The following is an 8,980-nucleotide window of genomic DNA, read 5'->3' on the forward strand; positions in this document are numbered from 1 at the left end:
CTGCCGGAACTATGGGGCCGTTCGCCCCTGCGCGAACTCGCAGAGTCCACGCTACAAGTCATCAGGCTCCCCTCTCTTTGGAAAAGGGTCGGGGGTGAGGTTCCCGGCTGCGCGCCACAGGATAATAAGGCAAGGCTTACACCAGCAAGCTCAGGAAATCGGGCTTGTCGTTGAGGTATTCATAGGAGAAGCCTTCGGCTAGCATTCGGGCCTGAATGCTGGTGATTTCGCCGGGTTGCTTGAGTTCGATGCCGACAAAAACGGGCCCTTTTTCCTTGTTGTTTTTCTTGATGTACTGGAAGTGAATGATGTCGTCGTCGGGGTGCAGCACGCTGTTCACGAAGCGGCGCAGGGCCCCCGGCCGCTGGTCAAACGTGACCATGAAGTAGTGCTTGAGGCCCTGGTAGCGGGTGGCGCGCTCCTTAATGTCTTCCATGCGGGTGATGTCGTTGTTCGAGCCGCTGACCACGCACACCACGGTTTTGCCCTTTATCTGGTCCGCGTATTGGTGCAGGGCCGAGATACTGAGCGTGCCGGCGGGCTCCAGCACCATGCCTTCTTCGTTGTACATCTTCAGCAAATCGAGGCATACCTGACCTTCGGGCACCAGCACCACGTCGTCGAGCAGCTCGCGGCAGAGTCCAAACGTGAGCTCGCCGGGGCACTTCACGGCGGCGCCGTCCACGAAGCTTTCGATGTGGGCGAGCGCCTGCCGCTGCCCCGCTGCCAGCGAGCCGTGCATGGACGGCGCGCCCAGCGGCTGCACGCCAATCAGCTTGGTATGCGGGCTCAGCAGCCGAAACACGCTGCCCACGCCCGAAGCCAGCCCGCCCCCGCCAATGGCCATGAAGCAGTAGTCAATCGGCGCGGTGGCCGCCTTCAGGATTTCCAGCCCTACGGTGGCCTGGCCTTCCACAATGGCCAAATCATCGAAGGGATGCACGAAGGTGCCGCCGCGCTCGTCGCACCAGGCACGGGCCGAACGGAAACAGTCGTCGAAGCTGGCGCCGGTGAGCACGACGTCCACCCATTCCCCGCCGAACAGACGCACCTTATCCACCTTCTGCGCCGGCGTTTGGGCGGGCATGAAAATGCGCCCTTTCAGGCCCAGCAACTGGCAGGCGTAGGCCACGCCCTGGGCGTGGTTGCCGGCACTGGCGCATACTATTTCGCGTTCGCCGGCGCCCTTTGGCAGCGTGCTCATCTTGTGGTAGGCCCCCCGGATTTTGTAGGACCGCACCACCTGCAAATCTTCCCGCTTCAGCAGCACCGTGGCGCCGTAGGTGCGCGAGAGGCCGAGATTTTGCATCAGCGGCGTCTTGTAAATGACACCCTTGAGGTTGCGCGCCGCCCGCTCCACGTTTTTCAGAGTCACGGCGGGCGGGGCGGTGGTAGCGTTTTCCATTGGAAATGCGTGGAATGATGAGAAAACCAGAACGCCAAACTGAGCGCAGCCAAGGCATCTCTACTGCTGTACTCACCCTCACAAGTGGCGCAATAAAGACGCTTCGACCACGCTCAGCACGACGTGTTCCGGGCGTTGAGTTGGCTAGCTTAGCGCTTCTACCTTCTCTGCGGCTTTGGAGCGCAGTTCGCGCACGGTGGCGCCGGTCTGCCACAGCTCGGAGTCGCGTACTTCTTTCAGTTCGGCGTCTAGCTCCTGGCGGTAGTTGGGCGTGGTGCCGCGCTCGATGGTGCGGCGGGCTTCCTCGCCGCTGGCCACGCTGTCGTACAGTTCGTTGAGCACGGGCAGCGTGGCTTCGCGGAAGCGGCCTTTCCAGTCGAGGGCGCCGCGCTGGGCCGTCACGGAACAGTTGGCAAACATCCAGTCCATGCCGTTTTCGCCCACCAGCGGCACGAGGCTCTGGGTGAGCTCCTCCACCGTTTCGTTGAAGGCTTCGGAGGGCGAGTGGCCGCGCTGGCGCAGCACCTGGTACTGTGCCTCGATGATGCCGGCCAGGGCGCCCATCAGCACGCCGCGCTCGCCGGTGAGGTCGGAGTACACTTCCTTCTTGAAATCAGTCTCAAACAAGTAGCCCGAGCCCACGCCGATGCCCATGGCCACGGCCTTTTCGTAGGCGTGCCCGCTGGCGTCCTGGTACACCGCAAACGACGAGTTGAGCCCACCGCCGGCCACAAACAAGCGGCGCAAGCTGGTGCCGCTGCCCTTGGGCGCCACCAAAATCACGTCCACCTCCGGGGGCGGGATGATGCCGGTTTGGTCGTTGAACGTGATGCCGAAGCCGTGCGAGAAATACAGGGTTTTGCCGGGCGTGAGGCGCTGCTTGAGCATGGGCCACAGCGCAATCTGGCCGGCATCAGACAGCAGGTTGCAGATGATGGTGCCGCGCTCGGCCGCTTCTTCCAGCGAAAACAGCGTTTCGCCCTCCACCCAACCGTCCTTGAGGGCGCGGTCCCAGGAGGGCGTCCCTTGCCGCTGGCCCACGATGACGTTGAAGCCGTTGTCGCGCATGTTCATGGCCTGGCCGGGGCCCTGCACGCCGTAGCCAATCACGGCAATGGTGTCGTGTTGCAGCACGGCAAGTGCTTGTTCCAGCGGAAACTCCTCGCGGGTCACTACGTTTTCGTCGACGCCGCCAAAATTGATTTGTGCCATGGGGATGAAGGATTGGGTTGTAGCGTGGACTTTTAGTCCGCGCATGGGTTGAGAATTAGCGTTGGGTCGCGGACTAAAAGTCCGCGCTACTTTACATTGCGAACACGCCGTCGCGGTCGTTCAGAAATTCATTTTCAATGACTTCAACCCCAGGCTTGGCTCGCTCAAACTCGTGGAGTTGGCGGTTGAAGCCGTCGCTGGCTTTGATGATAGCGATGCGAGCGCTGCGCACGAATTCGATGAGGCCAAAGGGCTGCAGGGCGCGCAGCAGCGCGTCGGTTTCTTGGCGGTGGCCGGTGGTTTCGAACACCGTATAATCCTTGCGAATGACCACGGCGCGGGCCCCGTTTTCGCGCAGCAACCGCTCCACTAGCGCCCGCTCGGCAATCACGTCGGTGGGCACTTTGTAGAGGGCCATTTCCTGCCACACCACTTCTTCGTTGGAGTTAAAATACACTTTCAGTACCTCCACTTGCTTCTCCATTTGCCGCGCGATTTTGCGCACCACGTCCTCCGTTTCGGTGATGACGATGTTGAAGCGGTGGATGCCTTCAATCTCCGACGGCGACGTGTTCAGGCTTTCGATGTTGATTTTGCGGCGCGAAAAGACAATGGCAATGCGGTTGAGCAGCCCAATGTGGTTTTCGGTGTAAGCCGTGATGTTGTATTCCTGGCGTTCCATGGATGCTTTTCAATAAAAGGGCCCCGCACTACCGCAGGCGGATTTCGCTGACGCTGCACCCTTGCGGCACCATTGGAAAGATGTTTTGCTCCTGGGCCACCATCACCTCCAGCATGTAGGAGCCCGGATGGGCCAGCATGGCCTGGAGCGCCGGCCGTAATTCGGGCCGCTCCGCTACGCTTTGCCCTGCTATGCCGTAGCCGCTGGCCACCTTCACGTAGTCGGGGCTTTGGATGTTGACAAACGAGTAGCGGCGTTCGCTAAATAGCTCCTGCCACTGCCGCACCATGCCCAGGAACTGGTTGTTGAGCACGATGATTTTCACGGCCGTGCCGGTTTGCATGAGCGTGCCCAGCTCCTGAATCGTCATCTGCACGCCGCCGTCGCCGATGATGGCCACCACCGTGCGGGTTGGCGCGCCATATTTGGCCCCAATAGCAGCCGGCAGGGCGAAACCCATGGTGCCCAGCCCGCCGCTGGTGATGTGGCGGCGCGACTGCTCCATGCGGGCGTAGCGGCAGGTCACCATCTGGTGCTGGCCCACGTCGCTCACCAAAATGGCCTCGCCCTCGGTCAGCTCGTTGAGCTGCTGAATGACTTCCGCCATGGTCAGCTCGCCCGTAGTCGGGAACAGGGCATCCTGAATCACGGCATCCACTTCCTGCGCTTGGAAGTTGTCGAAACGCTGCCGCCAGGCCGGATGAGTGCGCTGTTCTACTGCCTGCGTGAGCAGCGGCAGCGTGTGCTTGCAGTCGCCCCACACGGCCACGGTGGTAGCCACGTTTTTGTCGATTTCGGTGGGGTCGATGTCCAGGTGAATCACCTTGGCTTGGCGGGCATATTTGTCGAGGCGACCCGTCACCCGGTCATCGAAGCGCATGCCGATGGCAATGAGCACATCGCACTCATTGGTGAGGACGTTGGGACCGTAGTTGCCGTGCATGCCCAGCATGCCCACGTTCAGCGGATGAGCGGTGGGCAGCACCCCGGCGCCGAGGATGGTCCAGGCCGCGGGAACGCCGCTTTTTTCAATGAACTGCTGAAACTCGCGCTCGGCCCCGCCCAGCACCACGCCCTGTCCCCACAGTACTAGCGGCCGTTGCGCCTGGTTGATGAGCGCGGCGGCTTCGGCCACGGCTTCGGGGCGCACCAGCGGCGCTGGGCGGTAGCTGCGAATGTGCGTGCAGGGCGTGTACTCCGCGAATGGCAGCTCTTCGAGCTGGGCGTTTTTGGTGATGTCAATCAGCACCGGGCCGGGCCGGCCGCTGCGGGCAATGTAGAAGGCCTTGGCCAGAATACCGGGGATTTCGCGGGCCTCCGTTACTTGGTAATTCCACTTCGTGACTGGCGCCGTGATGTTGATAACGTCAATTTCCTGGAAGGCATCACTGCCGAGCAAATGCGCAAACACCTGCCCAGTGATGCACACCAGCGGCGTGCTGTCAATCTGCGCATCGGCCAAACCAGTTACCAGATTGGTAGCGCCGGGCCCGCTGGTGGCAAACACCACCCCCACTTTGCCCGAAGCGCGCGCATACCCCTGCCCCGCGTGAATGCCCCCCTGCTCGTGCCGCACCAGCACATGGTTCAGCTGCTCCTTGAAGTCATAAAGCGCATCATAAATCGGCAGGATGGCGCCGCCCGGATACCCGAAAATCGTGTCCACGCCTTCGGCCAGCAGGCCCAGCAGCAACGCTTCGGCCCCGGAAACCTCGCGGGTTTCGGTCGTGGGCGCATCCAGAACGGGGAGGGCTTGCGGGTTCATGGCAGGTGGGCGTTGAAGTGAAGAACTTTATTATGACCGTCCTGCTCATCTGGCGTTCGCGCAGCCGAAGCATCTCTACTGCGAGAGTAATCATTTACTACTGCGGGAGAGATGCTTCGACAAGCTCAGCATGACGGTCTTTTTACTCTTAATTATCTGTGATGCAGCCGTTGCTGGCCGTGCTCACCGTTCGGATGTATTTGCGGAGCACGCCGCGGTCGGCATTCGGCGCGGGCGGGCTCCACTGGGCGCGGCGGGTTTGCAGCGTGGCGGCGTCGACTTGCACGTCGATGGTGTTGGCGGTGGCGTCGAGCACAATCCAGTCGCCGTTTTCGACCAGGGCAATGGGGCCACCGTCGTAGGCCTCGGGGCAGACGTGGCCGATGACAAAGCCGTGGGTGCCGCCCGAAAACCGGCCGTCGGTAATCAGAGCGACCTTGTTGCCCAGGCCCGCACCCATGATGGCGGAGGTTGGCTTGAGCATTTCGGGCATGCCTGGCCCGCCCTTCGGCCCCACGTAACGGATGACGACGACGTGGCCGGCTTCCACCAAGCCCTGCGTCAGGCCGTCGTTGATTTCTTCCTCGGAATTGAACACGATGGCGGGACCGGCGAACTGCTCGCCTTCTTTGCCCGAAATCTTGGCCACAGCGCCTTCCGGAGCCAGGTTGCCGTAGAGAATCTGAATGTGGCCGTCGGCTTTGAGCGGGCTCGATTGCGGCCGCAACAGGTCCTGTTCGGCGCCCAGCGGCTTGATGTCGGCCAGGTTTTCGGCCAGCGTTTGGCCGGTCACGGTGAGGGTGTCGCCTGAAATCAGGCCCTCCTGCAGCAAGGTTTTCAGCACGGCCGGCACGCCGCCCAACGCCGAAATGTCTTCCATGAGGTACTTGCCGCTGGGCTTGAGGTCGGCCAGCACCGGGATGCGGTTACTGATGGCCTGAAAGTCGGCCAGGGTCAGTTTCACGCCGGCCGCGTCGGCAATGGCGATGAGGTGAATGACGGCGTTGGTGGAGCCGCCCAGCACGGTCGTCACCACCATGGCATTCTCGAAGGCCTCGCGGGTGAGGATGTCGCGGGGCTTGATGTCGCGCTCCAGTAGCAGGCGCAGGTAGTGGCCGGTGTCGAGGCATTCCTGCATTTTATTGGCGCTGATGGCCGTGGACGAGGACGAAAACGGCACCGACATGCCCAGCGTCTCGATGGCCGCGGCCATGGTGTTGGCGGTGTACATGCCGCCGCAGGCCCCCGGCCCGGGGCAGGCGTTATGGATGATGCCCTTGTAGTCTTCCTCCGACAGCTGGCCCTGCAACTTCTGCCCGTAGGCCTCGAAACAGGACACGATGTTCAGCGACTTGCCCTTGTAGCTGCCGCCTTTGATGGTGCCGCCGTACACCATCAGCGCCGGACGGTTGAGGCGGGCCATGGCGATGAGGGCGCCGGGCATGTTTTTATCGCAGCCCACCACGCAGGCCAGCGCGTCGTAGTTGTGGGCCCCGGCCATGGCCTCAATCGAGTCGGCTATTATCTCCCTCGACACCAGCGAGTAACGCATGCCCGGCGTGCCGTTGGTGATGCCGTCGCTCACGCCGATGGTGTTGAAGCGCAGCCCCACCAATCCTTGCGCTGCCAGCCCGCGCTTCACTTCATCGGCCAGGCCGTCGAGGTGCATGTTGCAGGTGTTGCCCTCAAAGCCGGTGGAGCACACGCCCACGAACGGCTTCCGCAAGTCCGCATCCGACAGGCCCGCCCCGATGAGCATGGCCTGCGAGGCCGGCAAACTGTCGTCCTGGGTGTAAATGCGGCTGTATTTGTTGAGGACCATTGGGGGACTGAGTGGCGGATTTTCTGATTTGGAACGTCATACTGAGCGCAGTCGGTGGACCTCACCCCCGGCCCTGCCGGGTACGACCCCTCTCCAAAAAAGAGGGGAGCCACGGCGGCGCGGCTGTAGCGTGGACTTTCAGTCCGCGCGTGAACTGCATTGATGTGGGCCACTCGCAGACTAAAAGTCCGCGCTACACTTCGTCAGGCTCCCCTCTCCGCGGGCTTCGCGCATCAAGCGAACCGGGGTCGTACCCGGCAGGGCCGGGGGTGAGGTTAAGCAGACACCTCTGCCGCTACCGTCTCCCCCATCACCAGGGCCGTGTAGCGCTGCGCTAGTTGGGCTCCAATGGTCTGCTCGAAGGGCTGCTCGAACACCACGTCATCTACTGAGGCAATGCCGATGACTTCGGCCGCCGTGCCCGTCATGAAGGCGCCGGTGGCACCTCGTAGCTCCTCGGGGCGGAAGAATTTCTCGGTGACCTTGATGCCGGACTCGCGGGCCAAATCGATGATGGTGTTGCGGGTGATGCCGCGCAGGATGCTGCCGCCGGGGGCGGTGAACAGCTCGCCGTTTTTCTCGAAGAAGAAGTTGGCGCCGGGCCCTTCGGCCACGTAGCCGTTCATGTCCAGCAGCAAGGCTTCGTCGAAGCCGCGGCCTTTGGCTTCGGAGCTGGCGATGATGGAGTTGGCGTAGTGGCCCGACACCTTGGCTTCGATGGGCACCGCTTTGGGGTTGGGCCGCTCGTAGGGCGACACGGTGAGGCGCAGGCTCTGGCTGCCCAGGTACCGGTCCCATTTCCACACGGCCATGAGCAGGTTGGCGCTGGCCGGCGCGGTTAGGGTCATGTGCGGCGTGGCGGCGAAGGCCAGCGGCCGGATGTAGGCGTCGGCGAGGTTGTTTTTGGTCAGCAACTGGTAGCTGATTTCCGTCAGTTCCTCTACCGAATACTCGAGCGGCAAGCCAATGGACTGACAGGAATAATGCAGCCGCTCGTAGTGCTCGCGGGCCTTGAAAATGCGGGTACCCTGCGCCGTATTGTAGGCCCGGATGCCTTCAAACACGGCATAGCCGTAGTGCAGCGACTGGGCGTAGACGCCACAAGTGGCTTGGGCAGCCGGCACAAATTCGCCGTCTAGAAAAACGAGGGTGCTGTTGTCGAAATACATGAAAAAGTGAAGGGGTTGTAAGAATTTGGGCAACAAAAAACCTTTCCGAGCGCGGGGCTGAGAAAGGCTTTTTGCTTGCAGGCAAGAAGGCACTTTCAGCCCGACGGCTGGTTGATAATGACTAGGACGACGCGCTTGAAAGAGAAGCTCATGGCAGTGAAAAGAGGGTGCTGGCCGAAACCAAGCCGCGGGTTAGTGCTTAGCTTGCGCCGTGCGGATGGGCAAAACCTGGCGGCCCTCAATTCGGGCGTCAGGACCTACGCAACCCGCGCTGGCAGCCAGTTGGTGAGTGCAATGCTACAGGAGCCCGCCGCGCAGTGGAAATGCATTTTCAGACGGCTTACTATTTCTAAGCAGGAATTTTATTTCTGCAACGCGCTGACCTACAGCGCTTAAAACAACATCGGATTACGATGGCAAACGAGAACAACGACCCGGTTTTTCAATTGGTTAAGTCGCTGAACCGCTCCGAAAAGCGGCACTTCCGGCTGTTTGCCAACCGGCAAGGGTCGAGCGAAGGGCTGAAGTTTTTGCAGCTCTTTGACGCCCTCGAAGACGCCGCGCATTACGACGATGAGCGCATTCTGGCGCAAGTGCCGGCCATCAAAAAAGTGCAGCTCGCCAACCTCAAGGCCAACCTGTACCGGCAGCTGCTGGCCAGCCTGCGCATGTACCACGCCGGCCAAAACCTCGACATCCAGCTCCGCGAGCAGCTCGACTACGCCCGCGTGCTCTACAACCGCGGCCTCTACCACCAAAGCCTGCGGATGCTGGAGCGCGTGAAAACCTCAGCTCAGCAGGTGGGCATGAGCCACATCGCCCTGCAAGCGCTTGATTTTGAAAAGCTCATTGAAGCCCAGTACATCACCCGCAGCCTGCAGGGCCGGGCCGAGGAGCTGTCGGCCGAATCCCTGACGCTGGTGGA

6 protein-coding genes and 1 pseudogene are annotated in these 8,980 nt (G+C 61.7%); 1 reads left to right on the forward strand and 6 read right to left on the reverse strand.

All coding sequences use genetic code 11. The features are described 5' to 3' along the window. Nucleotides 1–136 precede the first annotated feature (136 nt). From ilvA to VF629_RS04075, 6 genes are all read right to left on the reverse strand, one after another. Entirely contained in the window at nucleotides 137–1,405 is a 1,269-nt protein-coding gene (gene ilvA, locus VF629_RS04050) for a threonine ammonia-lyase IlvA (protein ID WP_331057173.1), read from the reverse strand. A gap of 144 nt (nucleotides 1,406–1,549) precedes the next feature. Next, on the reverse strand, nucleotides 1,550–2,617 hold the full coding sequence (gene ilvC, locus VF629_RS04055; protein WP_331057174.1) for a ketol-acid reductoisomerase: 1,068 nt from the start codon (nucleotides 2,615–2,617) through the stop codon (nucleotides 1,550–1,552). A 91-nt stretch (nucleotides 2,618–2,708) separates the two neighbouring features. After that, a complete protein-coding gene (gene ilvN / locus VF629_RS04060) occupies nucleotides 2,709–3,299 on the reverse strand; it encodes an acetolactate synthase small subunit (RefSeq protein ID WP_331057175.1) in 591 nt (196 codons plus the stop codon). A gap of 28 nt (nucleotides 3,300–3,327) precedes the next feature. Next, a complete protein-coding gene (gene ilvB, locus VF629_RS04065) occupies nucleotides 3,328–5,064 on the reverse strand; it encodes a biosynthetic-type acetolactate synthase large subunit (RefSeq protein ID WP_331057176.1) in 1,737 nt (578 codons plus the stop codon). Nucleotides 5,065–5,212: 148 nt separating this feature from the next. Next, complete coding sequence (gene ilvD, locus VF629_RS04070; protein ID WP_331057177.1) at nucleotides 5,213–6,886, reverse strand: dihydroxy-acid dehydratase; 1,674 nt, start codon at nucleotides 6,884–6,886, stop codon at nucleotides 5,213–5,215. Between the two features lie 275 nt (nucleotides 6,887–7,161). After that, on the reverse strand, nucleotides 7,162–8,055 hold the full coding sequence (locus tag VF629_RS04075) for a branched-chain amino acid transaminase (RefSeq protein WP_331057178.1): 894 nt from the start codon (nucleotides 8,053–8,055) through the stop codon (nucleotides 7,162–7,164). 413 nt (nucleotides 8,056–8,468) lie between these two features. Between VF629_RS04075 and VF629_RS04080 the strand changes: the two are divergent. After that, nucleotides 8,469–8,980 (forward strand): annotated as a pseudogene (locus VF629_RS04080) (hypothetical protein); the annotation flags it as partial.

Source organism: Hymenobacter sp., from assembly GCF_036388155.1.
GTDB lineage: Bacteria > Bacteroidota > Bacteroidia > Cytophagales > Hymenobacteraceae > Hymenobacter.